The following is a 22,875-nucleotide window of genomic DNA, read 5'->3' as shown; positions in this document are numbered from 1 at the left end:
TAAGGTCTTCTCGTTTTATATAGAGAGCTCTTGTGAAAGTCGGTACATATTTTGATCGACTGTATGCTTTTTATCTAAGATGTCTAAAATATCGTGATGAACGAGTTCGTTGCTTTGAATGCCTACACAGCGTCCGCCTCTTCCTTCAAGAAGAAGTTCTACTGCATACGCTCCTAAGCGACTTGCGAGCACTCGGTCAAACGCACTTGGAGAACCTCCACGCTGAATATGTCCTAAGACAGATACACGCGTTTCAAGGCTTGTCTCCTCTTCAATTCTCTTACCAAATTCGACACCGCTGCCTACGCCTTCTGCGACGATGATGATACTGTGCTTCTTGCCGCGCTCATGTCCTCTTCTCAATCTGGCAATAATTTCGTCCATGTCATAGTCTGCTTCAGGAATCAAAATCGATTCAGCTCCGCCTGCAAGACCTGACCAAAGGGCAATATCCCCCGCATGTCTTCCCATTACTTCCACTACGTATGTACGTTCATGAGATGTGGCTGTATCACGAATTTTATCAATGGCATCAATGACTGTATTTAGTGCTGTATCAAAGCCAATAGTGAAATCAGTACCTGGAATGTCATTGTCAATCGTGCCGGGAACACCTACACATGGAAAACCGAGCTCTGTTAATTTCTTCGCTCCCATGAATGAGCCATCTCCACCGATGACAACAAGTCCTTCAATACCGAATTTTTTTAAGTTCTCAATCCCTTTTTCACGACCTTCAACTGTCTTGAATTCAGGACATCTTGCCGTGTAAAGTTTTGTTCCTCCACGATGAATGATATCGCCTACTGAACCTATTTCGAGTTTCTCAATTTTACCGTTAATTAGACCTGAATATCCATTATAAATACCGTAAACTTCTACATTATGGTAAATTGCTTTCCTTACAACTGCGCGCACAGCTGCATTCATTCCTGGGGAATCCCCACCGCTCGTTAAAACTCCTATACGCTTCATCTTTTTCACCTCAGAGACCATATATGAATTAAACATACCATTTCCACTGCTTGAAAACAATCATGAGCAAAACCGGATGTTTTCAATACGAATTTCTAAAACCGTACTTATTATACAATTAAATAAAATGTTTTTAAACAAAAGTTAAGAAAGTCATGAAAGCACTTTGTTCAAAAAACAGTTGTTTCAAGTGCTCTAAACCTTGTCAAATCAACGTTTTCAGACGTTTCAAATTTTATGAAAACAAAAGAAAATTATTTTCAAATAGCGCTTACATCAGATCGTTTTGATGAAAAAAGACGAAAAAAATAAACGCCAGCCAAAAGGCTGTACGTTTATTTAGTTTACCCCAATATATTGATTTTCAATCGATACTTTGCCGATTGCTTTGTATTTTTGATATCTTTGTTCGACTAATTCTTCAGGCGATTGTTTGAGCAAAGATGTAAGTGACTGTTTTAATGTTTTTTCAATGTAGGCTGCTTGTTGTTTCACGTCTCGGTGTGCTCCACCTTGCACTTCTTTAATAACATCATCTATAATATCTAATTCTTTTAGGTCTGGAGCGGTAATTTTCATTGATTCTGCAGCTTTTTTTGCAAGTGATGAGTCCTTCCAGAGCAGTGCTGCTGCACCTTCAGGTGAAATCACTGAATATGTTGAGTTCTCTAGCATAAATAGGTGGTTTCCTACGCCTAAGCCTAGTGCTCCGCCACTTCCGCCTTCTCCAATGACAATACAGACAACCGGTACACGAAGTCCTGCCATTTCGAAAAGGTTTTTCGCAATTGCTTCACTTTGCCCGCGTTCTTCAGCTGCTTTACCAGGATAAGCTCCTTTTGTATCAATAAAGCAAATGATTGGACGATTAAATTTATCTGCTTGTTTCATCAAGCGCAATGCTTTACGGTAACCTTCTGGATGCGGCATCCCGAAATTACGGCGCAAGTTTTCTTTTGTGTCTTTTCCGCGCTGATGACCAATGACTGTGACAGGAAGTCCTTTAAACGTGGCAATTCCTCCAACGATGGCTTCATCGTCACCATAAAAACGATCACCGTGACATTCGAAAAAGTTATCAAACAGCTCTTGAATGTAATCGAGAGTTGTTGGGCGCATCGCATGACGAGCAATTTGCACTCTGTCCCACGGCTTTAAATTTGTATAAATGTCTGTTTCAAGCTTACTCAGACGTGTTTCAAGGCGCTCAATTTCCGCACTTAAATCCATCTCTGAGTTTTGTGTGAACTTTTTCAATTCATCAATTTTCGCTCGAAGTTCAATGACAGGTTTTTCAAATTCTAGTTCTCCAGCCACTCTCGTTCACCTCCTGTGCTGTGTAATGCTAAGATTTGGCCTAATGTTTCTTTCATTTCTGCACGGTGAATCACAGCATCTAGCTGACCATGCTTCATTAAAAATTCAGCCGTTTGGAAGTCCTCTGGTAGGTCTTCACGAATGGTTTGTTCAATGATTCTGCGACCAGCAAAACCAATTAATGCACCAGGCTCTGCAAAGTTGTAATCACCGAGAGACGCGAAACTAGCTGATACACCGCCAGTTGTCGGATTGGTCATCACAGAGATAATCAGACCTTGATCCTCGCTGAACAGCTTTAATGCTGAACTTGTTTTTGCCATCTGCATCAGACTAAGAATCCCCTCTTGCATTCTTGCTCCTCCAGATGCAGTGAAGATGATAAATGGCACCTTGTCCGCTTTTGCTTTCTCAATAGCTAGTGTAATCTTTTCACCAACGACCGAGCCCATGCTGCCCATACGGAACGTGGCATCCATGACAGCAATGACAGCACTTTGACCTTTAATTTCACCTTTTCCTGTCACGATGGCTTCATTCAAAGATGTTTTTTCTCTGTCTTTCTCAAGCTTTTCTTCGTAGCCTGGGAAACCGAGCGGGTTCTCAGAAATGAGGTGACCGTTAAATTCTTCAAATGTGCCTTCGTCTACAAGGCTTTCAATACGTTGTTTTGCATTCATTTGCAAATGTCTGCCGCAATTCATGCAAACACGTAAATTTTTATCTAGTTCTTTGGTGAGCATTATTTTTTTACATTGCGGACATTTGGTCATGATGCCTTCAGGCACATCTTGACTTGCCTGTTCAGAGGGTACAGATGCATATTTTTTCTTTTTACTGAAAATATTCTTGATTGACAAATGACTACCTCCCTTTTTGAAGGGTTTTTTCTTTACACGCACATCCACTATTATAGGACATGTCATAACTGTACCGAAACTATTGTACTTTTTTTGTCAAACGCTGTCATCCTTCATTCAATTTTTTCAGTGGGGAATTGATGAGAAATGAGTATAGGTTTGGGGCGCTGAGTAGTTGGTATATGTGAATTGTGAACGTCTACAAAAAAATCTCATTTAGGATGAAAAAAATTTCGTGAAAGAGAGGAAATGGTGCACGTTTTTCCTCCAAATTCAGAAAAAACGTGCACACTTTTCCAATTCGATTACTCGCCGATAATCGTTAATTTTCTTGTTTTTTCTGCAACAGCTTCTGGGTCTACTTTGATTCTTGAAACGCCCGTTTCCATTGCTGCTTTTGCCACTGCTTTGGCTACCGCTGGCGCTACTCGTGCATCAAATGGTGCAGGGATAACGTATTCCGCTGACAATTCTTCATCTGATACAAGGGAAGCAATCGCTTCAACAGCTGCAATTTTCATTTCTTCGTTAATGTGTGTCGCACGTACATCAAGCGCCCCGCGGAAAATACCAGGGAATGCAAGGACGTTGTTCACTTGGTTCGGGAAGTCAGAACGGCCAGTTCCTACAACACTTGCACCTGCTGCATGTGCATCTTCTGGCATGATCTCTGGGTTTGGATTAGCCATTGCGAAGATGACCGGATCTTTTGCCATTTTCCCAACCATTTCTTTAGTTAAAGCACCTGCTACTGAAACGCCGATAAAGACATCTGCGCCTTCAATCACTTCTTCTAAAGAACCTTCTTTACGATCTTGGTTCGTGAATTTAGCTACTTCATTTTTCACTGCATTCATACCATTCGGACGACCTTCATAAATAGCGCCTTTTGTATCACACATGATGATATCACGTACACCGAAATGATAAAGAAGTTTGATAATCGCAATTCCTGCTGCTCCAGCGCCGTTTGCAACCACTTTAATTGAAGACATTGATTTTCCAGACAGCTTCAGTGCATTCACAAGTCCTGCCACTGTTACAATCGCTGTCCCGTGCTGATCATCGTGGAAAACAGGAATGTTTGTCTCTTTTTTCAAACGCTCTTCAATGATAAAGCAGTTTGGTGCTGCAATATCTTCAAGGTTCACGCCGCCAAACGTCGGCTCAAGAAGCTTCACTGTTTCAACGATTTTGTCTACATCGTTTGTTGCAAGTGCGATTGGGAATGCATCAACACCTGCAAAGCTTTTGAATAATACAGCTTTTCCTTCCATTACTGGAAGAGATGCTTCTGCCCCAATGTTTCCAAGCCCTAACACAGCACTTCCGTCTGTGACAACAGCAACCATATTGCCTTTCATTGTATAATCATACACTTTGCTTGTGTCGTCATAAATATCTTTACATGGCTCTGCCACACCTGGTGAGTAAGCCAAGCTCAAGTCTTTCGCATTTTTCACTTGTACCTTTGATTTTGATTCGAGTTTGCCTTGATTCTCTTTGTGCATATGTAATGCTTCTTCTCTTAATGACATGTGATGAACACTCCTTCAAGTGGAAAATGATTTAATGAATTGCTAAGTTGATAAGCACATACTTGGCAGTTTAAATACACAGAATCTTTAAAATGATAACACAATAGGTGAAATTGTAAAACATATTCAGACGATTTGTCATCATTTAATCACAACGTTTTGTTCACCGAGCAGCTCTTTTAACTGGAAAATCACCGCATGATCTGCATGAACTTTGTATGCATCTGGAAGTCTCATCGTCTTTTTTTGCTTTTCATAATACAAATAGACATCTGCTTCTCCGCTGTGCATGGAGATCACTCGTTTCACTTGTTCTAGCAGCTCCTGCGTATGGTTCTCTTCTTTGACTCGAATGTAGACAGATTCTTTTCTTTTAGAGCCCATCTCTTCCAGTAGAACAGCTTCTTGCACGATGATTTGACTGCTCTCATTTCTGACATCTATTCTGCCTTCAACATAAAGCATTGCGCCCTCCTCAAGTAAGGGGGACAGCTTTCTAAATTGCTCTGGAAAGACGACACCTTCCATTTCTCCCGTTTCATCCCCGAATGTGACAAATGCCATCGATTGTCCATTTTTTGTCCGAATCGATTTCACCTTTGTCAAAAGACCACCCATTGAGATCTTTCGCTTTATATAGGAAGAAAGTCTGATGATTTCCACTGCACCATTCTCTCTCAAACGATCTCGATACGCTTGTACTGGGTGATTTGATAAATATAACCCGAGTGCTTCTTTCTCAAATTGCAAGAGATCGACAAGCGGCATTTCTTCTATCTCCGCATATTTTAACTCAAGTGGGAAGGTTGTATCCCCAAGAAAGTCCAGCTGATCCTCAGGTGTTAAAAATGACACATGGTCTAACGCAATATCTATCGATGCTAATAACGAAGCACGATTTGGATGAAGCTCATCCATTGCCCCTGAGAAAATAAGGGCTTCAATCGTTTTTCGGTTGACACTCTTTGTTGATACCCTTGCGCAAAAATCAAATAAATCTTCAAATGGCTTTTCCTGTCTTGCTCTGTATATATCCTTTACAGCTGACACTCCGACATTTTTGATCGCTCTTAAGCTGTAGCGGATCTCCCCTTTTTCAACCGTGAATGGAAATTCGCTCTTATTAATAGAAGGCTTCAACACAGATATCCCTTTTTCCTTTGCCTCATAGAAATATTGAGCCACTTTGTCTTCATTTCCAATCACACTCGTTAAAAGACCGCACATAAAATATAACGGATAATGCGCTTTTAAATAAGCAAGCTGAAAGCCGATCATGCTATATGCAACAGCATGGCTTCTATTAAAACCATAGTTTGCAAATTTGACGATTAGGTCATAAACGTCATTTGCAATGTTAACAGGATACTCCTTTTTTAGGCATCCTTCAACAAAATGGCTTCGCTCTTCATCAAGCACCTTTTTATCTTTCTTTGAAACGGCTCTTCTTAGTAAATCAGCCTCGCCCAGCTTAAAGCCTGCCATCTTTGCTGCAATCAGCATGATTTGCTCCTGATAGACGATAACCCCATATGTATCCTTTAAGATGTCATACAAATCTGGATGCGGGTAGGAGACTTTCACTCTGCCATGCTTTCGGTCGATAAAGAGCGGGATATTCTCCATCGGACCCGGGCGGTATAAGGCATTGACAGCCACGATATCTTCTAGACTAGAAGGTTTCAGTCGTCTCAGCACCTGACGCATACCTTGTGATTCGAGCTGGAAAATCCCCGTTGTATCTCCCGCTGATAACAAATCAAACGTTTTCTGATCTTCATATGAAATGTCACTAAAGTTAATGTGGACGTTTTCCTGTCTTTCAATCTGGTTTTTAATGGATTCAATTAATGTTAAGTTTCTCAAACCTAAAAAATCCATTTTTAAAAGACCGAGATCTTCTAAATAATTCATCGCATATTGCGTCAAATACACTCCATCATGGCCTTCTTGAATAGGCACGACTTGTGTGAGCGGCTCCTCACTTAGGACAACGCCGGCTGCATGTGTTGATGTATGTCTTGGTAATCCTTCTACCTTTAAAGCGGTTTGAAACACTCTTTGCAGCTCTTCAGATTGCTGGAGCAGTGTTTTTAATTCTGAGGAGATCGTCACCGCTTCTTTCAGTGTCGTCCCTGGCTTTGATGGGATGAGCTTTGCAAGGCGGTCTGCTGCTTTTGAATCAATTCCCATCACACGTCCAACATCTCTTAAAGCTGCCTTTGCGGCAAGTGTTCCAAACGTGACAATTTGCGCCACATGCATATCCCCATATTTGTCTTTTACATATGAAATGATTTCATCTCTTCTCGTGTCAGGAAAATCGATATCTATATCCGGCATGCTGATTCGTTCAGGATTTAAAAAACGCTCAAATAAAAGCCCGTGACGGATCGGATCGACATCTGTAATAAACAGAACATACGCAACTAAAGAGCCTGCTGCTGATCCCCGGCCAGGACCTGTGACTATGCCATGATCATGAGCATACTTCATAAAATCCCACACAATGAGGAAATAGTCACTGAAATTCATTTTTTGAATGATGCTCAGCTCATACTCAAGCCTTTTGATATATGTGTCATTTGAAGCAATCTGTCTTCGTTTTATGCCTTCTTGGCACACTCTTCGTAAAAACTGATCAGCTGTTGATTGATCAGGCGTCGGATAAGTTGGCAGTTTCGTCTGACCAAGATTTAAATCGACCTCACAGCGGTTTGCAATCTCAACCGTTCTTGCCAGCAATTCTGGATCATCACCAAACCACTTCATCATTTCTTCGGTCGATCTGAAATGCTTGTCTCCTTGGTCTTCCTCTATTTCTGATAACTGCTGGCCTGCTTTAATGGCCTTTAAACATGTATATGCGGTTTTGTCCTCTTGATGGATATAGTGGACGTCACCTGTTGCCACAAGCGGGATGTTCGCCCTTTTTGAGAGTTCCCGCAGCTTATGAGACAGCTCTTCGTCCTGCTGAAACGGCTGAACGGCTAAATACACATGTTCCTCACCAAAAAGATCTTTTAAATGGCTCGCTGCATCCCTTGCTTCATCTAGCTGATCATGTTGCAGCAGCGTTTCAATATAGCCGGATACGCCTGGTGTGATGGCAATAAGGCCATGATGATAGGCTTTCAGCCATTTCTCTTTCAGGCCGGTTTTTGACTTTGATTTCAAGACACTGCTAATTTTGATCAAGTTTTGATAGCCTTCATTGTTTTTGGCAAGGAGGATCAAAGGATAAGCCTCTGTCTCTTGTTCATCTATGAAGACAGAAGCTGTTAAACCGATAATCGGCTTGATGCCATGTGTTTTACATTCCTTATAAAATTCAACCGTTCCATACATCACATGGTCATCCGTAAGAGCGAGCGCTTGATAGCCAAGTTCTTTCGCCTTTAATACGAGCTCCTTGACCTTCGCTGCACTGCTCAACAAGCTGTATCCACTGTGGACCTGAAGATGAACATAGGACATGCTTAATCCACTCCTTTCGTCTAAATTCATTCTTTCATTATAAAACGCGATGCGGTGAGAAACAAATGTTCTTTCTTTTCCGCTCGTTCATACTTGTCCAGCACACGCCATATATTGAATAGAGTGAGGTGGGAAAAATGGATGTGAAGGAAGCCTTTATTCCAAACTTTATTAGCTGTTATTTTATCGCACTGGGGGTTATTTTGGGCGGTGCCATTATCGGCGGGGTAGGTGCATATTTATCTGGTCAGCCACCGCTATCAATTATTTCAAGTCTTGCCAACCGCTTAAAAATTTGGGCACTTGTTGCGGCAATCGGTGGAACTTTTGATGCGGTCTATAGTTTTGAAAGAGGGATTTTCGAAGGGAACACACGTGATATTTTCAAGCAGATCTTGTTAATTATCTCTGCTATGGGCGGTGCGCAAACGGGGTATCTCCTGATTACGTGGCTCACTCAGGAGCATGTGTCATCATGAGGGTGCCTGAGCTGTATAAACGTCCAGGCTGGCAGCGTTTTTTTGCTGGGATGATGTTCGGCGCAATTATCAGCTGGCTGATTTTTCTCTTTACGTATGGCACCTTTCAAGAGAAGCAAGTGACACTGCTCAGAAGCCAGCAGCACCATATGGACAGTCTGAAAGAACAAATCACACTCTATCGGGAAGATTTGCATAAATTAAATGAAGACAATAAGCAGCGTCTGCTTATTCAGAGCGTAGACGTTCACCTCGTCAACCGTGAGCAGTACAAAATCCCGGAGCCAGATACCTTGAAATTTGAAGATCAGGTGAAAGAGGATATCTCAGAGGTGATCACAAAGGATATTGAAAGTGTCTATAAAACAAAAGAGCTCTTAAAACGGACCGTGGAAAATAAAGAATATACGATTAGAGAAAAGGCATACCGCGCCAAAGTCACAGAGCTGACCATCTATACAAAACTTTCGCTTGAAGTGCGTATTTCCTTTGCTGAATAATAGATGATGTGGAATTTTTATGAATTTCTGCACTCAATGATCGCTTTTCACTTGTTATTTTTATACACTAAAAGAAGAACGAGATGATCAAAGAAAGAGGTGAGAACAATGGAGGTTTACAGCTATCGTCAAATGGCACGAGACAAAGCAAGCCGGATTAAAGACGGCATGTGTGCTTATGCTGAGACAGAAATGATGGCCCATTTAATTAAAAAAGAATTAAAGCATCAAAATCTCCAAGCCTATGAAGATTCAACTGACATCGGCTGCTGGTTTATCCCTGTATCCAAGTAACCCTTTTCTCAAAGCTCAAAAAAGAGAGGGGGAACTTGAAGCCCCTCTCTCACGATGATGATTTACATACTTCTTCTAAATCACGCAAAATCTCATCTGCAACTGCCCAATCATATATGGACGCACCGGCTGCAAGCGGGTGACCTCCGCCATGATATTTTTTAGCAATGGTGTTAATGACGACGCCTTTTGAGCGGAATCTCACACGAATCTGATCGTTCTCTTCCACAAAAAAGACCCATGCCTTAATCCCTGCAATATTTCCAAGTGTCCCAACAAGCTGTGAGGCTTGCTGCGCTGTTGTTTGGAATGACTCCAAAATGTCACGTTTAATAAAAACAGAAGCTACGCCATTCTCTGATAAGGAGATATGTTGAAAAATATAGCCATTTAATTTCACCACATTCAAATCTGTCTCATACAATTGATTGAAAAGGTCTGATGATGAAAACGGATATTCGATGAGTTCACCCGCATATTTGAGTGTCTTTTTCGTTGTGTTTGGGAAAAGGAAACGGCCTGTGTCTCCTACAATGCCGGCATAAATGAGTTCTGCCGCCTTTGTATTCAGCTGATATCCTTCTTCTTTCCCCTCTAAATACAGCTCATAAATCATTTCACTAACAGAGCTTGCTTCTGTATCAACCCAAAGCAAATCACCATACGGATCTTCATTCGGATGATGATCAATTTTCATCAGCTTATCGCCCATTGAATAACGCTGATCATCAATTCTTGCTTGATTCGCAGTGTCACAGACAATGACAAGGGCACCTTTGTACACTTCATCTGGCACCTCATCTAATTCATATAAAAATGAAAGGGATGGCTCAGGGGTTCCTGTCGCATAAATATTTTTTTCTGGATAGGTGGCACGCAAGATTTCCGTAAGGCCGCACTGTGATCCATATGCGTCTGGATCAGGTCTTACATGTCTATGAATGATGATGGTGTCATATAATGATATGGTTCTAATCAGTTCTTTTTTCATAAATACTCCTTCTTATGCGATACTCTTTTTATTATTAAATCATAATCTACCCAGACAGAAAAGTGAGGAATAGACAATTTATTCTAGTAAGCAAGCCTATTTACGTTTAAAATAGGGTTGTAACCACTTACAATGGAGGCTTGGCACATGCTTGTTTTGATTGTGTTTATTATTTGTTCTGCCATGTTTTATTTATACTACAAAGCAAAGAATGTCCGTACGAACCGGCCGGTCGAGAAGAAATTCTGGTCTGCCAAATCAAGTATGGCACTTGGCTGCTTTGTCCTGCTCTTCGGTGTGAATCAATTATTTTTAAACCGCTCGTCACTGGCATTTGTCATTGGGTTTGTTTTTGTTGCAGTTGGTATCGGCAGTACATGGGCCGGATATAAAGCCTATAAGCACTATCTTCCGCTCTTTTTAAAGGAAGGCGAAAAAGACCACGCATAATAGAGCTTCTTTTCAGCGTGATAGAAAACCTTTGCAGCCCTAGGAAGGACGAGTACTGGCGCGGAGCGAATTTGACATTCGTGAGCACCAGCACGCAGGACTGCGGGCGAATGCGAGGGTTTGTTTACACGCTGAAAGGGCGCATTCATGCCGCCCTTTTTTGCCTATTATCCTCTCTCCATCAGCTGCACCATCAACATCGCTTTGCCTACAATATTTGACTGATGGTAAACTTCCACTTCCAGCTTTCCAAACTTGCGCCCAACTTCTAAAATATTCGGTTTGATCTGTATCGTGGATTCCATTTGAACCGGTTTTAAGAAATAGACAGAAAGACTTTCTACAATTAGTTCGCCTTTTTTATGAGACTTTAAGAAGCGGTTGGCTGATTCGATTAAAATTTGTGTAAACACACCATACGAAATATTACCGAGTTGATTTGTCATTTGTGGTGAGACTTCATATTGGTACACCGCATCTGTTTTTGGTTTTTCTGTCTCAGTCTCCTTAAACCCTCGTGACACGACATCATCCAACTTTTCACCGACCTGCGGCTGCTTTTGAATCATTTGCAGCGCCTTCAGCACGTCCTGACGACTAATCATCCCAATCAGCTTCGCATGATCATTTACAACTGGCAGTACCTCAATACCTTCCCACACCATCATTTGTGCAGCTGAAGCGACAGATGTTTTGCCAATAACGGTCAACGGATTTTTTGTCATCACCTTTTCAATCGGTGTAGAACGGTCATGGCCGGCAATATCCTTTGAGGTCAAAATGCCGTGAATTTTCATTTGATCGTCTGCTACCGGGAACCGGCCGTGCCCGGTTTCATAATTCTTTTCATACCATTTCTCAAGTTTGTCTTCTGGCGATAAATAGACGGTCCGTTCTATCGGCGTTAAAATATCCTCCACAAGCACAATTTCTTTTTTAATCAACTGGTCATAAATGGCCCGGTTAATGAGAGCCGCTACGGTAAATGTATCGTAGCTTGTTGATAAAATGGGCAGCTCAAGCTCATCTGCGAGCTGAATAATTTCATCATCTGTTGAGAATCCGCCCGTGACCAACACAGCCGCTCCCGCCTCTAATGCTTGCCGGTGAGCATTGATTCGGTTTCCGACGATTAACAGGTTGCCTGCTGCTGTGTATCGCATCATCGCATCCAGTTCCATTGCACCGATGACAAATTTATTTAACGTTTTATGTAAGCCGGCTCGTCCGCCAAGCACCTGACCATCAATGACATTGACTACTTCCGCATATGTCAGCTTTTCAATATTTTCTTTTTTCTTCTGTTCAATTCGAATGGTACCGACTCGTTCAATGGTGCTCACGAACCCTTTATTTTCAGCATCCTTAATAGCCCGGTAAGCCGTGCCTTCACTGACTTTCATTTCTTTCGCTATACGCCGGACAGAAATTTTCTCTCCGACATCCAATGAATCAATATACGATAAAATTTGCTCATGCTTTGTCGCCAATCCCGTTCACCCTTTTTGTTTTCAGCGTTTTCATCTATATTTCATTATAAAGGCAGGAGGCTTTTAATAGCAATTTGTCTTTTACACGAGCACGATACAGGCAAATAAAAAAAGCCGGTTGGATGCCGGCTTTTCTTCCTATTATTAAATATCGATGGATTCTCCGCTGTTTAATACGTGACCCACGCCGCCATGCAAGCTGTCTGCAAAGGCATGAGGATCTTGCTCAATCGGCGGGAATGTACTGTAATGAATCGGTACGACTTGTTTCGCACGAAGCCACTCTGCTGCGATTCTCGCATCGTCTGGTCCCATCGTGAAGTTATCACCTATTGGCAGGAAGGCGAGCTCAATATGATTCAGCTCCCCAATGAGTTTCATATCCGAGAAGAGAGCCGTGTCTCCAGCATGATAAATTGTTTTGCCTTCAGCAGTAAATAAAATACCGGATGGCATCCCTGTATACGTAATCGTTTTGGATTCTTCATCAATGACCGCTGAGCCATGGAACGCTTGCGTCAGCTTGACTTTACCAAATTCAAATTCACGTCCGCCGCCAATAGAAAGCGGGTGTGTTTTCACCCCTTGCCAGCCTAAATAAGTGGCAAGTTCGAATGGCGCAATCACGAGTGCGTCATTGTTTTTAGCGATTTCAACCGTGTCTCCGACGTGATCTCCATGCCCGTGCGTGAGCAAAATCACATCTGCTTTCACATCTTGCGGTTTGATATCCGTGTGCTTATTTCCATTTAAAAATGGATCAATCCAAATATGGTATCCGTTTGTTTCAATGTGTACGACTGAATGTCCATGATATGTAGCTTTCATGTAAATATATCCACCTTTCGAATTTGATCTCATTTTGTCTATTCCCTCTATAAAAAGCTGAAAAACTTAGTGCCTGTGAATCACATTAAGACCACCTGTTGCTTCAATGACGGTTCCTGTAATGAGGTCTGAACGGTCATCACATAGAAATGAAATGATACGACCGATATCCTCACCTGTCCCAGACCGACCAATCGGTGTTTCATCGTCTTTTATCTGACGTGCTTCCTCTATCGTTGATTCTTTCATGTCTCCAACGATTTTGCCTGGACACACCATATTAGCGGTGATGCCGTTTTCGGCTTCTTCAATCGCAATGGTTTTCGTCAATGACGCAAGGCCCACTTTTGCCGCTCCGAAGGCTGATCTATGCATCCATCCTGGCGCATGGTCTGCACCTTGGAAGCCATATGTGATAATCCGGCCAAAGCCTTGTTTTCTCATCATAGGGATCACCATTCGGAACAAATGGAACACTGCGGATAGGTTGCCTTCCATCATTTGATACCATTCGTCTTCAGAGTAATCCGCGAGTTTTTTTCGTTCAAAAATATAAGGTCCAGCATTATTGATCAAGGCATCAATCCGCCCAAATCGCTCTGCTGCCAGCTCGACCATGTTTTTTAAATCTTCTTTGTTTGTCACATCGCCTTGGACAAATTGAAGCTTTTCTTCGTATTCTTGCAGTTCTTCTTTCATCTGCCGGACAGCTTCATCATCACTTCGATAATTCACTGTCACAGAATACCCCATATTCAGTAAAGACTCGGTGACTTTCCTGCCAAGTCCTTTAGAACCCGCTGTTATTAATGCGTGTCGCACACAATCTCCTCCTAAAGCAAAGGTTGCAAGTTCATGTGTTTCTTTTGTTATCTTTACTTTACTATAAACCGGCTCCCTTCGCACTTTTGAACCCTTTAACAATGAGGGGAAAACCGTATAGGGTGATTCATCCACTTTTTCATATCCCATGAACCATGGATATCGAGAAGCAGCGAAACAAACCGATAGCATTCTCTCACCTCATGAAGCTGGCGAGGAAGCGGGCAAATCTCTTCATATCCTAATTGAACCGCTTGTGCAGCTTCTTTCGTCAAAAGGTATTCGAGTGCAATCAAATCAAACGCAGCTGGTCCAAATACGACATATTCCGTATCAACTAGACTCGCCACTTGATCATCGTCTTCAATATATTGCGATGGGTCTAAATCAATTAAAATGAGACTGGCTGAATCAGGAGGACTTAGCTTTTCAAGCTTTTGCTGCACCTTTTCTGCATAATCCTGATATTCAGGCTGATCAGCGTAATAGCGGCTGATAAGTTTGGAAACTGCCTTTTTTAACAGCGCATGGAATTCTCTCAAATGTCTCTTTTCTCCCCCGTATACTGCACCGAAAAAGTTAGTTTGATATGAATGAAGATGCGCTAGTTTCCTCCCGTAATCCCTATAGAATTGTGCTGAACGGCCCTCAAAAGATGTTAAAGGGATTCCTTCTACTTTTTCCATGACATAAAAGTGTTTCCCCGCCTTCTTCACTTTACGAACAACTTTCGGAATATGAAAGGAATTCGTATGAGCCAGCTTTTCATTGATTTCATCAAGATGCTCCTGTACAGTACGGGCATCTACTCCATAAATCATGTTGATCCCATACATAAATTCACTTTCTTCTTTTGCAGTTTTAGGAGATTTCACTACATATTCCGTTTTGTCTTGTAAGGAAATCAGCCACACATCATTAGCCCGGCCATCGTATGGTTCTCCTAACGTTTTCACTGATACGATAGGCTGATCAAACAAAGTCTGAAGCGTTTTCTTCATGAACTGTTGTCACTCCTTATTCAGCTTGACACTGGTATGCTTTCATTTTCTTCAGTGAAGATCAATCTCCTTTTTCCCATGACAAAAAACCATCCGTATAAACGAATGGTTTTGGCGAATTATGCTAGGCAGGCTTTTGCTTTTTCTAAAGCGAGTTGAATTTGTTTAAATCCAGTTCCACCTGCACTTGTTCTTTTTTCAACAGCAACATACGGATCAAGAACAGTGTAAATGTCTTGTTCAAAGAGGCCGCTTGCTTCTGTAAATGTTTCAAATGGAAGGTCACTTAAATAGATGCCTTTTTGAATGCATGTATACACAAGCTTCCCAACGATTTCGTGTGCTTCACGGAATGGCATGCCTTTTTTCGCAAGGTAGTCTGCCACTTCGGTCGCATTTGAGAAATCTTCTTTTGTTGCTTTTTTCATGACATCTTCGTTCACTGTCATTGTTTGAATCATGCCTGTGAAGATTTGCAGACTGCCAGCGATCGTTTTCACCGTATCAAACATGCCTTCTTTATCTTCTTGCAAGTCTTTGTTATACGTAAGCGGCAAGCCTTTCATAATGGTGAGCAGCCCCATCAGGTTGCCATATACTCGCCCTGTTTTTCCGCGGATCAATTCAGCCATATCTGGGTTTTTCTTTTGCGGCATCATGCTGCTGCCTGTTGCGTACGTGTCATCGAGCTCAATAAATTTGAATTCTTGAGAGCACCATAAAATGATTTCTTCACAAAGACGTGAGAGATGCATCATCACAAGGCTGCTATTGGACAAGAACTCTAAAATGAAATCACGATCACTCACGCCATCAAGGCTGTTCTCGTAAATATGGTCAAAGCCAAGAAGCTCTGCTGTATATTCACGATCAATTGGGAATGTCGTTCCTGCTAACGCCCCGCATCCAAGTGGTGACACATTAATCCGCTTCAATGAATCTTGAAAACGCGCTTTGTCCCGTTCAAGCATCCAAAAGTAGGCGAGCATATGATGAGCAAAGGAGATAGGCTGTGCACGCTGTAAGTGCGTATATCCTGGAAAAATCGTTCCAACGTGCTGTTCAGCTTTTTCTACAAGCACTGTTTGAAAAGAAGAGATCAGCTCAATGATATGCTCTACTTGGTTATTCAAATATAAATGCATATCGGTTGCGACCTGATCATTCCGGCTTCTCGCTGTGTGCAATTTGCCGCCAAGCGGACCAATCTCATCAATGAGCATTTTTTCAAGGTTTAAATGAATGTCCTCATAATCCACTGAGAATTCAAGTTCATCCGCCTCTGCCTTTTTCATGAGCGTATTCAGTCCGTCTTTGATTGCAGCGGCCTCCTCATCACCGATGATACCGCATTTATTCAGCATACTTGCATGGGCAAGGGAGCCGGTCAGATCTTCTTTGACTAATTGTTTGTCGAAATGAATGGATGCACCAAACTCATCGACCCATTTTTCTGGTGTTTTTTGAAATCGGCCTCCCCAAAGCTTTTTCATGCTTTAACCTGCTCCTTTTTGTTCACGATGCTGTTTACTTTTGTTGGTAAACCCCAAAGGTTAATAAATCCTACAGCTGCATCATGATCGAATTCATCTGCTTTTGTGTAAGTTGCTAGATTTTCATCATAAAGTGAGTATGGTGATTTACGTCCTTCTACAATGGCATGGCCTTTAAATAGTTTCACACGTACAACACCTGTTACGTTCTTTTGCGTTTCTTGTAAGAATGCATCTAGTGCTGATTTAAGTGGTGAGAACCATAAGCCGTTGTATATTAATTCAGCCATTTTTTGTTCAACGATTGGTTTAAAGTGTGCTACTTCTTTGACAAGCGTTAAGTCTTCAAGTTCTTTGTGTGCTTTTAATAGGGTAACTGCACCTGGGCACTCATATACTTCACGAGATTTGATTCCAACAAGACGGTTTTCAACATGATCGATTCTGCCTACACCATGCTGGCCAGCAACTTCATTTAAATGAAGGATGAGATCAGATAATGAATACTGGATTCCGTCAATGGCTGTTGGTTTTCCTTTTTCAAACGTGATTTCAATGATTTCAGGTGTGTCAGGTGTTTTTTCAAGTGGATTTGTCAGATCATAAGCACCTTCTGGCGGCGCTGCCCAAGGATCTTCTAAAATACCACATTCGTTACTTCTGCCCCAAAGGTTTTGGTCAATTGAATATGGGCTGTCTAAGTTAATCGGAATTGGAATACCGTGCTTTTGTGCATAGTCGATTTCTTCATCACGAGACCATTTCCATTCACGCACTGGTGCAAGAACTTCTAAGTCTGGATTCAATGCTTTGATTGATACTTCAAAACGAACTTGGTCGTTTCCTTTCCCTGTACATCCGTGTGCAACAGCTACTGCATTTTCTTTCTCTGCGACTTCCACTAACTTTTTGGCAATGAGCGGACGAGATAGTGCAGACACGAGTGGGTATTTCCCTTCATACATCGTATGTGCTTGCAGTGCAGCAAGTGCAAATTCTTCAGCAAACTCTTCTTTTGCGTCGATCATGTAAGATTGAACAGCTCCGACTTGAAGTGCTTTTTGTTGAACGAATGCTAAATCTTTTCCTTCACCTACGTCCAGGCAGCAAGCAACAACTTCGTAACCTTGCTCCTGTAACCATTTAACTGCAACAGAGGTATCAAGACCTCCGGAATATGCTAATACGACTTTTTTATTTTGTGACATGTTTGAAAAGCTCCTCTCGCTTGTTTTGATTCTGTGAATGTTTTTTGCATAAAAATAAGTTTTAATTTATAAACATGCATTTAGTATGTATACACTGTAACAAGGAAAAATTGTTTTTTCAACCCCTTTATGAAAAAAACTCTGCCAAATTTTCTTGGCAGAGTCATTTTGGGCTATTTTTGATCTTTTTCAAGCTCTCGCAAGACATGAGGAAGCTCTGGAATAATGAGTTTGGTCATGGCTAACCGAACTGCTCCGGTAGAACCTGGTGTGGCAAAAACGGCTTTTTGGTTAATCACCCCTGCCGTCGCTCTAGATAAGATAGCGGCTGATCCAATATCTTCTGTATAGCTCAGCATGCGAAAAATTTCTCCAAAGCCCGGCAGCTCTTTTGAGAAAAGAGGTGTAATGGATTCAATCGTGACGTCCCTTGCTGCAATACCAGTTCCCCCGTTTAACAAGACGGCATCAATCTTCGCTTCACTTGTTCCTTCTAAAACGGCGTCTTGAATCGCTCCAATGTGATCTTTCACAATATCGTATGCAAGAATAAGGTGCCCTTGTTCTTTGAGCAAATCAATCATCAGACGGCCGCTTTTATCTGTTTCTTTTGTCCTTGTATCACTGACGGTAATGACTTTTACATGAAGCCTCGTTTTCGCTTCGCGTTTATGTTCTTGGGCGCTCATCTCTTCACACCGCTCCTTTCATATTGCCTCACATTATAGCATGCTAATTTCAATTGAAAAAAGCCCTTTTCCGTTGAGGAAAAGAGCTTTAAAAGGATGTTACGCTAAACGCATAACGTCTCTTGCAATCATGACTTCTTCGTTCGTTGGAATCACGATGACTTTTACAGGAGAGTGAGGGTAGCTGATGAATGCTTCTTCGCCTCTCATGTTGTTAAGAGATGGATCCCAGTATACGCCCATGAATTCTAGACCACGAAGTACACGTGCTCTCACTTCTGAGCTGTTTTCACCGATTCCAGCTGTGAAGATGATGGCATCTACACCATTCATTCTCGCTGCATAAGAACCGATGTATTTATGAATACGGCTTGCAAAAATATCTAGTGCTACTTCTGCACGGTCGTTTCCTTCTTCTGTCGCTTCTTCGATATCACGAAGATCACTTGAAAGACCAGACACACCTAAAAGACCACTCTTCTTATTCAAAGTAGAAAGTACTTCTTCCGCTGTATGTCCTGTTTTCTCCATAATAAATGGAATAAGGGCAGGGTCAATGTTACCTGAACGTGTTCCCATTGCAACACCCGCAAGTGGTGTGAAGCCCATTGACGTATCGATTGATTTTCCGCCTTCAACTGCTGCGATACTTGCACCATTTCCAAGGTGGCAAGAAATCAAACGAAGCTCTTCAAGAGGACGGCCTAATAGCTCTGCTGCACGCTCTGTTACGAACTTATGGCTTGTCCCGTGGAATCCGTATTTACGAATACCAAAGTTTTTGTAGTAGTCGTACGGAAGGCTGTATAGGTAAGACTGCTCTGGCATTGTTTGGTGGAACGCTGTATCGAACACAGCAATCGCTGGTACGTCAGGCAGAATTTGTTTAAATGCTTTGATTCCTACAACGTTTGCAGGGTTGTGAAGTGGTGCAAGCTCTGAAAGCTGATCAATGTCATTGATGACTTCATCTGTTAATACAACAGAATCGCTGAATTTTTCTCCGCCGTGAACGACGCGGTGTCCTACGCCATCAATTTCATTAAAGTCTTTGATGATGTTAAATTCAATTAGTTTTTCAAGCAGCATTTTAACCGCTACTGCATGATCTGGAATATCTGTGACTTCTGTTTTCTTTTCTCCATCTACAGAAATCGTGAAGATACTGTTGTCCATTCCGATTCTTTCAACAAGACCTTTTGTTAAAACGGTTTCTTCTGGCATGTCGAACAATTGGAATTTAAGAGATGAGCTTCCTGCGTTGATTGCAATAATTTTGGACATTACTGTCGCTCCTTTTACTCAGTTGTTATATAAGGTTTCACGTTTTTTCGGTGCTATATTCAACCTGTTTGAACGGGTCTTTTATAGTTTAACGATAAGTCCGAAAAATATCTGACTTTTTCATTTAAACATTGAAAACTTTGCATTTCAAGTACACCTTCGAACTGTTACCGCTTACATCAATAAGTCGTTATTTTCTGAATAATAAAATAGCCAGACATCACTCTGGCTATTCTTTCGTTTCTTTTTCTTCTATAAACCATTGGTCTAATTTTCTCATGACGCCAACCATTGCTTCCTTCTGTGAGAAAGATGGCAGATTGGCAAATAGCATACGTTTCGGTGCTTCGAGCCCCTCTTTTTTCTTTTGCATCACAAATAAGCTTTTGGCGTGCTTTTTGTCTTTGAACATAGAGACTGGCAGCTGAATTAACGCATTCATATATGCATGTTCTTTGATGAAATCCTTTAATTGTACGCTTTCTTTTCCTTCAAACAAATCGTTTGGAATGATGAAGAATAAGAAGCCGCCTTCTTTCGTGTAACGAAGACTTTGCTCAATGAATAGATAATGCGCAAAGGAATGACCTTCTTTTGCCTTTAATTCATAGTCTTTAGCGCGCTCATCATTTGGATAATACCCGACAGGAAGACTGCATACAGCAACATCTGCTGGTGAGATAAGAAGCGGCTCAAGGCTGTCCTGGTGGAAAAGCTCTACTTCTTTTTCTTCTAAGTTCGCTTGTGCCCACGCAATTTTAATGAGCACGTCATCAATTTCAGAGGCAAAACCACGTTTTGTTTCTGCTGTTACATTGTTGAGGACCGCAAGCAGTAAATTCCCTGTTCCCGCTGCTGGATCAAAGACAACCAGCTCTTTTTGTCCTTCTAAAAATTTATTGACCAAATAGCTGACAAACAGACCAATTGTATCAGGTGTCATCTGCCGGTTTGGATGTGAAATATCTTTTTGTCCTTTCAGTACGGCGAGCTGAAACGCTTTACGAATCTGCTCATGATCATAAGAGGCGAAATCTGCTTTCTCTATTAAATCTTTTAGTAAACCGTTTCGATCATTTGCCTGGAAAAAGGCTTCTCCTGCTTCTGCCAATGCTTCAATATAGGAAATGTTCTGTTCCTTTTTTAAACGAATTGAAGCTGTATCGAGCAGCTCAAAAATCGTACTCACTTGATCTTTCTGCAATGCTTTTCTCTCCTCGCTTTGTTAAAAGCTATATGTTCTCATTGAAAAGAGCCCCAGTATGAAGCCGGAGCTCTTGTCGATGCTGCTTTTATAACAGTGATTTCGCAGCCTCAATGGCTTTTTCATAATTTGGATGATTGGTTGCTTCGCTTACATACTCAGTGTAAACGACTTTTCCGCTTGGGTCTAATACGAAGACCGCACGCGCCAATAAACGCAATTCTTTCATATATAAACCAAACGCTTCACCAAATGACATATCTCTATGATCAGATAATGTTTCGACATTTTCAATTCCGTTTGCTCCGCACCAGCGTGCTTGTGCAAATGGTAGGTCTGCACTAATGGTATAAATATTGACCGGACCTAAGCCGGCTGCCTCTTCATTGAAACGTCTTGTTTGTGCGTCACACACACCTGTATCAATAGAAGGAATCACTGAGATAATCGTCACTTTTCCTGTTAAATCAGAAAGTGAAACTTCCCCTAGTGAGTTCGTTAATACCGTGAAATCTGGAGCCTGCTCGCCTACTTTCACTTCATTTCCTACAAGCGTTACTGGGCTCCCTTTAAATGTGATCGATGCCAAAACAATTCCTCCCTTATCAAATGTATGGTTCTATCATAGTAGAGAAAGCAAAAAACTGCAAAGCCTAATCGTCCATTTTGAAAAAAAAGTTAACTGCAGGGCAGCTAACTTTTTAAAGGTCTATGTCATCTAGTTTTCGTTCTTTGTGACGATGCTCCCGTTCATCCTTCTTAAACATGTGCTGAAGACGTTCAATTGCTTGAGGAGCAGAATCCAATATTTTATCGAGCAGATGTGTGTGTTCATCCAAATGAAGCATTCTAACGCCATTTGTTCCCACAATTAAAAAGGCGATTGGTGTAATCGATACTCCGCCACCGCTTCCGCCTCCAAATGGGAGTCTCGGTTCTTTTCGTTCTTGTTCATCAGACCGTTTTTCTTTCTTTTGGTTACCGTTGAATTCACTGCCGCCGGCTGCAAATCCAAAACCAACCTTTGACACAGTGAGAATGACACTGCCGTCAGGGGTTTCGACTGGATCGCCGATGATCGTGTTCACATCAATCATTTCTTTTAAGTTTTCCATCGCTGTCTTCATCAGACCTTGGATTGGATGATCTGCCATTTTCGGGTTCCTCCTTAAACAGATGATTCATTCTTCGTTGCTTGAAGAGAGGCATTTTTCCTCGCCTTTCTCCCTTTTAACCAATGGACAAGTAATCGAATGGCTGCAAGCATAGCATGTCCAATCCGAAAATAAGCTATACATGCAAAGTGTGTCTGTGATACATTGTGCTGAAAAGCGGGAATCACTTCATAGACGGGTTTGTGCTTAAAGGTGAGATGCTCCTGCATAAAGGCAAGAAGTGCTCCTTTGACTGACCACACACCACCGGCTGCTACACCTGTTAAAGCTGCGTCATGAAAACCAATCCATGTGGACCAGTGAAATGAGACGATTTTTATATGAATGAAGAACTTTCGCATAATCCGGTTTAGATCGACAATCTCTTTTGTAATACGCTCCATTTGATGAAGGATTTCTTTCACATCACGTTTTCCCACTTTTTTATGCATGGTTTCTTTTTCTTGATTAGGCGTTTTGGTGCTGGCCATTTTCTTTTCACGAATATCAATCGTTTGATCTTCCGTATTCACTTTCACCATCGGAATGTCTTTCTTCAGTCTGACGATTCCATATAAGGTGATGATCTTCACCGCAATATGGTCATTGTCATTTGCATGTGAATAGTCCAGTGAAATGGTCACTTTCATAAAGATCAATAAGATCACAAGGAACAAAAAAGCTGCGATCCAAACGTACAGCACTGTGCTCACTTCCTCCATAACAAATGATGCTTCCTCTACGATTATGGCTCTCCTTCTGGATTTTATACCCAATCACACAAAAAAGAGTTTGACCGGTATCGGCCAAACTCTCTTTGG

22 protein-coding genes are annotated in these 22,875 nt (G+C 41.7%); 4 read left to right on the top strand and 18 right to left on the bottom strand.

What is annotated here, in order from left to right; all coding sequences use genetic code 11:
- Window positions 1-15 precede the first annotated feature (15 nt).
- The 5 genes from pfkA to dnaE form a co-directional block, all read right to left on the bottom strand.
- Window positions 16-975, bottom strand: coding sequence for a 6-phosphofructokinase (pfkA, locus tag ASG46_RS18425; protein WP_017358271.1), 960 nt, complete (start codon window positions 973-975; stop codon window positions 16-18).
- Between the two features lie 339 nt (window positions 976-1,314).
- Window positions 1,315-2,292 carry an acetyl-CoA carboxylase carboxyl transferase subunit alpha gene (accA, locus tag ASG46_RS18420; protein WP_008346075.1) on the bottom strand — a complete coding sequence of 326 codons (978 nt, stop codon included), beginning with the start codon at window positions 2,290-2,292 and terminating at the stop codon, window positions 1,315-1,317.
- Complete coding sequence (gene accD, locus ASG46_RS18415; RefSeq protein ID WP_017358273.1) at window positions 2,277-3,152, bottom strand: acetyl-CoA carboxylase, carboxyltransferase subunit beta; 876 nt, start codon at window positions 3,150-3,152, stop codon at window positions 2,277-2,279. Before accD ends, accA begins: the two co-directional genes overlap by 16 nt.
- A gap of 305 nt (window positions 3,153-3,457) precedes the next feature.
- Entirely contained in the window at window positions 3,458-4,690 is a 1,233-nt protein-coding gene (locus tag ASG46_RS18410) for an NAD(P)-dependent malic enzyme (protein WP_007501712.1), read from the bottom strand.
- Between the two features lie 141 nt (window positions 4,691-4,831).
- On the bottom strand, window positions 4,832-8,167 hold the full coding sequence (gene dnaE / locus ASG46_RS18405) for a DNA polymerase III subunit alpha (protein WP_056705543.1): 3,336 nt from the start codon (window positions 8,165-8,167) through the stop codon (window positions 4,832-4,834).
- 137 nt (window positions 8,168-8,304) lie between these two features.
- Between dnaE and ASG46_RS18400 the strand changes: the two genes are divergently transcribed.
- The 3 genes from ASG46_RS18400 to ASG46_RS18390 all read left to right on the top strand — a co-directional run bounded on the left by ASG46_RS18400 (window position 8,305) and on the right by ASG46_RS18390 (window position 9,440).
- On the top strand, window positions 8,305-8,646 hold the full coding sequence (locus tag ASG46_RS18400; RefSeq protein WP_007501717.1) for a YtrH family sporulation protein: 342 nt from the start codon (window positions 8,305-8,307) through the stop codon (window positions 8,644-8,646).
- Window positions 8,643-9,146, top strand: coding sequence for a sporulation membrane protein YtrI (gene ytrI, locus ASG46_RS18395; protein WP_007501718.1), 504 nt, complete (start codon window positions 8,643-8,645; stop codon window positions 9,144-9,146). Before ASG46_RS18400 ends, ytrI begins: the two co-directional genes overlap by 4 nt.
- A gap of 108 nt (window positions 9,147-9,254) precedes the next feature.
- A complete protein-coding gene (locus ASG46_RS18390; RefSeq protein ID WP_008346082.1) occupies window positions 9,255-9,440 on the top strand; it encodes a hypothetical protein in 186 nt (61 codons plus the stop codon).
- Between the two features lie 49 nt (window positions 9,441-9,489).
- On the opposite strand, the gene ASG46_RS18385 is transcribed toward ASG46_RS18390, so the two are convergent.
- Window positions 9,490-10,431, bottom strand: a complete 942-nt coding sequence (locus tag ASG46_RS18385) for a DHH family phosphoesterase (RefSeq protein ID WP_007501719.1) — start codon at window positions 10,429-10,431, stop codon at window positions 9,490-9,492.
- Between the two features lie 147 nt (window positions 10,432-10,578).
- On the opposite strand from ASG46_RS18385, the gene ASG46_RS18380 reads away from it, so the two are divergent.
- Window positions 10,579-10,881 (top strand): YtpI family protein, encoded by a 303-nt coding sequence (locus tag ASG46_RS18380; RefSeq protein ID WP_008343164.1) that lies wholly within the window; start codon window positions 10,579-10,581, stop codon window positions 10,879-10,881.
- A gap of 167 nt (window positions 10,882-11,048) precedes the next feature.
- On the opposite strand, the gene ASG46_RS18375 is transcribed toward ASG46_RS18380, so the two are convergent.
- From ASG46_RS18375 to ASG46_RS18320, 12 genes are all read right to left on the bottom strand, one after another.
- Window positions 11,049-12,371, bottom strand: coding sequence for a CBS domain-containing protein (locus ASG46_RS18375; protein ID WP_017358275.1), 1,323 nt, complete (start codon window positions 12,369-12,371; stop codon window positions 11,049-11,051).
- 144 nt (window positions 12,372-12,515) lie between these two features.
- A complete protein-coding gene (locus ASG46_RS18370; RefSeq protein ID WP_017358276.1) occupies window positions 12,516-13,199 on the bottom strand; it encodes a metal-dependent hydrolase in 684 nt (227 codons plus the stop codon).
- 66 nt (window positions 13,200-13,265) lie between these two features.
- Window positions 13,266-14,021, bottom strand: coding sequence for an SDR family oxidoreductase (locus ASG46_RS18365; protein ID WP_008343153.1), 756 nt, complete (start codon window positions 14,019-14,021; stop codon window positions 13,266-13,268).
- A gap of 95 nt (window positions 14,022-14,116) precedes the next feature.
- A complete protein-coding gene (locus ASG46_RS18360) occupies window positions 14,117-15,022 on the bottom strand; it encodes a phosphotransferase (RefSeq protein WP_056705540.1) in 906 nt (301 codons plus the stop codon).
- 119 nt (window positions 15,023-15,141) lie between these two features.
- Window positions 15,142-16,515, bottom strand: a complete 1,374-nt coding sequence (gene argH, locus ASG46_RS18355) for an argininosuccinate lyase (RefSeq protein ID WP_056705537.1) — start codon at window positions 16,513-16,515, stop codon at window positions 15,142-15,144.
- Entirely contained in the window at window positions 16,512-17,723 is a 1,212-nt protein-coding gene (locus ASG46_RS18350) for an argininosuccinate synthase (protein WP_008343148.1), read from the bottom strand. The genes argH and ASG46_RS18350 overlap by 4 nt, the downstream gene beginning before the upstream one ends.
- Before the next feature lie 173 nt (window positions 17,724-17,896).
- Complete coding sequence (locus ASG46_RS18345; protein ID WP_046526486.1) at window positions 17,897-18,412, bottom strand: MogA/MoaB family molybdenum cofactor biosynthesis protein; 516 nt, start codon at window positions 18,410-18,412, stop codon at window positions 17,897-17,899.
- Between the two features lie 99 nt (window positions 18,413-18,511).
- Window positions 18,512-19,696, bottom strand: a complete 1,185-nt coding sequence (locus ASG46_RS18340) for an acetate kinase (RefSeq protein ID WP_007501728.1) — start codon at window positions 19,694-19,696, stop codon at window positions 18,512-18,514.
- Between the two features lie 229 nt (window positions 19,697-19,925).
- Window positions 19,926-20,900: a class I SAM-dependent methyltransferase gene (locus ASG46_RS18335; RefSeq protein WP_056705534.1), complete on the bottom strand. Its 975-nt coding sequence runs from the start codon at window positions 20,898-20,900 to the stop codon at window positions 19,926-19,928.
- Window positions 20,901-20,988: 88 nt separating this feature from the next.
- Entirely contained in the window at window positions 20,989-21,489 is a 501-nt protein-coding gene (gene tpx / locus ASG46_RS18330) for a thiol peroxidase (RefSeq protein WP_007501731.1), read from the bottom strand.
- Between the two features lie 112 nt (window positions 21,490-21,601).
- Window positions 21,602-22,054 carry a GerW family sporulation protein gene (ytfJ, locus tag ASG46_RS18325; RefSeq protein ID WP_007501733.1) on the bottom strand — a complete coding sequence of 151 codons (453 nt, stop codon included), beginning with the start codon at window positions 22,052-22,054 and terminating at the stop codon, window positions 21,602-21,604.
- 14 nt (window positions 22,055-22,068) lie between these two features.
- A complete protein-coding gene (locus tag ASG46_RS18320) occupies window positions 22,069-22,776 on the bottom strand; it encodes a DUF2953 domain-containing protein (protein WP_008343138.1) in 708 nt (235 codons plus the stop codon).
- Window positions 22,777-22,875 lie beyond the last annotated feature (99 nt).

It is taken from the genome of Bacillus sp. Leaf49 (assembly GCF_001426125.1).
Lineage (GTDB): Bacteria > Bacillota > Bacilli > Bacillales > Bacillaceae > Bacillus > Bacillus altitudinis.
The sequence above is the reverse complement of the archived record's forward strand: the minus strand, read 5'-3'. Positions and strand labels throughout refer to the sequence as shown.

Excerpts from the sequence above, each read along its gene's own strand:
- pfkA (WP_017358271.1), bottom strand. The coding sequence starts at position 975 with ATGAAGCGTATAGGAGTTTTAACGAGCGGTGGGGATTCCCCAGGAATG.
- ASG46_RS18410 (WP_007501712.1), bottom strand. The coding sequence starts at position 4,690 with ATGTCATTAAGAGAAGAAGCATTACATATGCACAAAGAGAATCAAGGC.
- dnaE (WP_056705543.1), bottom strand. The coding sequence starts at position 8,167 with ATGTCCTATGTTCATCTTCAGGTCCACAGTGGATACAGCTTGTTGAGC.
- ASG46_RS18400 (WP_007501717.1), top strand. The coding sequence starts at position 8,305 with ATGGATGTGAAGGAAGCCTTTATTCCAAACTTTATTAGCTGTTATTTT.
- ytrI (WP_007501718.1), top strand. The coding sequence starts at position 8,643 with ATGAGGGTGCCTGAGCTGTATAAACGTCCAGGCTGGCAGCGTTTTTTT.
- ASG46_RS18390 (WP_008346082.1), top strand. The coding sequence starts at position 9,255 with ATGGAGGTTTACAGCTATCGTCAAATGGCACGAGACAAAGCAAGCCGG.
- ASG46_RS18385 (WP_007501719.1), bottom strand. The coding sequence starts at position 10,431 with ATGAAAAAAGAACTGATTAGAACCATATCATTATATGACACCATCATC.
- ASG46_RS18380 (WP_008343164.1), top strand. The coding sequence starts at position 10,579 with ATGCTTGTTTTGATTGTGTTTATTATTTGTTCTGCCATGTTTTATTTA.
- ASG46_RS18370 (WP_017358276.1), bottom strand. The coding sequence starts at position 13,199 with ATGAAAGCTACATATCATGGACATTCAGTCGTACACATTGAAACAAAC.
- ASG46_RS18360 (WP_056705540.1), bottom strand. The coding sequence starts at position 15,022 with ATGAAGAAAACGCTTCAGACTTTGTTTGATCAGCCTATCGTATCAGTG.
- argH (WP_056705537.1), bottom strand. The coding sequence starts at position 16,515 with ATGAAAAAGCTTTGGGGAGGCCGATTTCAAAAAACACCAGAAAAATGG.
- ASG46_RS18350 (WP_008343148.1), bottom strand. The coding sequence starts at position 17,723 with ATGTCACAAAATAAAAAAGTCGTATTAGCATATTCCGGAGGTCTTGAT.
- ASG46_RS18345 (WP_046526486.1), bottom strand. The coding sequence starts at position 18,412 with ATGAGCGCCCAAGAACATAAACGCGAAGCGAAAACGAGGCTTCATGTA.
- ASG46_RS18340 (WP_007501728.1), bottom strand. The coding sequence starts at position 19,696 with ATGTCCAAAATTATTGCAATCAACGCAGGAAGCTCATCTCTTAAATTC.
- ytfJ (WP_007501733.1), bottom strand. The coding sequence starts at position 22,054 with ATGGCAGATCATCCAATCCAAGGTCTGATGAAGACAGCGATGGAAAAC.
- ASG46_RS18320 (WP_008343138.1), bottom strand. The coding sequence starts at position 22,776 with ATGGAGGAAGTGAGCACAGTGCTGTACGTTTGGATCGCAGCTTTTTTG.